The sequence below is a fragment of the Streptomyces sp. NPDC002130 genome (assembly GCF_040296465.1).
GTDB lineage: Bacteria > Actinomycetota > Actinomycetes > Streptomycetales > Streptomycetaceae > Streptomyces.
The window spans coordinates 1-1,056 of sequence record NZ_JBEOXI010001234.1; the positions used below are offsets into that span (position 1 = coordinate 1).

Annotated in this window: 1 protein-coding gene and 1 pseudogene; both read right to left on the bottom strand. The window is 63.4% G+C overall.

Features of this window, described 5'->3' with window-relative positions; all coding sequences use genetic code 11:
• Positions 1 to 244 (bottom strand): annotated as a pseudogene (locus ABT116_RS49885) (hypothetical protein); the annotation flags it as partial.
• The coding region (locus ABT116_RS49890) for a CE1758 family FMN-dependent luciferase-like monooxygenase (protein WP_351648385.1) at positions 231 to 1,056 on the bottom strand (826 nt) is incomplete at its 5' end. The pseudogene ABT116_RS49885 and the gene ABT116_RS49890, both read right to left, overlap by 14 nt.

Here is a 1,056-nt window from a genome sequence, read left to right on the forward strand (position 1 = left end):
CCGCATGACCCTGCGCAAGTTCGATCCGGTCGTCGGCCGCCACGTCGACTTCCGAGAGGCTCGGCGCGAGACTGAGAGTGAACAGCACGTCGTACTCGCGCATCGTCACCTGATCCCAGACGTCATCGGCGGCCAGCCGCCGCAGCACCGACACCTGGGCGCGAAACAGTGCTTCCCAGGCGTCGGTGGCGAGTTCGGTGGTACTGACCGGAACGTCAAGCGGTTGCTCGTCAGGCAGTGACACTGCTTGCCTCACGAGCTGCCTTCATCGACGCGTGAGTGGGCGGGTTGTCCGGCACATGTGCGGGCCGCCTGGCCGCGAACTCACGGCGCAGAACCGGAACAACTTCCTCACCGAGCAGATCGAGCTGCTCGAGCACGGTCTTCAGCGGCAGCCCGGCGTGATCCATCAGGAACAGCTGGCGCTGATAGTCACCGAAGAAATCGGCGAACGCCAACGTCTTCTCGATGACCTGCTTAGGGGAACCGACGGTCAGCGGCGTCTGCTCGGTGAACTCTTCGAGTGAGGGGCCGTGTCCGTACACCGGAGCATTGTCGAAATACGGACGGAATTCCTTGACCGCGTCCTGACTGTTCTTGCGCATGAAGACCTGACCACCGAGTCCGACGATCGCCTGATCCGCCGACCCATGGCCGTAATGCTCGTAACGCCGGCGGTAGAGATTGATCAGCTCGATGTAGTGCTCTTTCGGCCAGAAGATGTTGTTGGCGAAGAATCCGTCGCCGTGATACGCCGCGATCTCGGCGATCTCGGGGCTACGGATCGAACCGTGCCACACGAACGGCGCGATGCCGTCCAGCGGGCGCGGCGTCGACGTGAATCCCTGGAGCGGAGTGCGGTACTCCCCCTGCCAGTTCACGACCTCCTCGTCCCACAGCCGGCGCAGAAGTTGATAGTTCTCGAGCGCCAACGGGATTCCGGCGCGAATGTCCTTGCCGAACCACGGGTAGACCGGCGCGGTGTTCCCGCGACCCATCATCAGGTCGACGCGCCCCTCGGCGAGGTGTTGAAGCATCGCGTAGTCCTCGGCGATC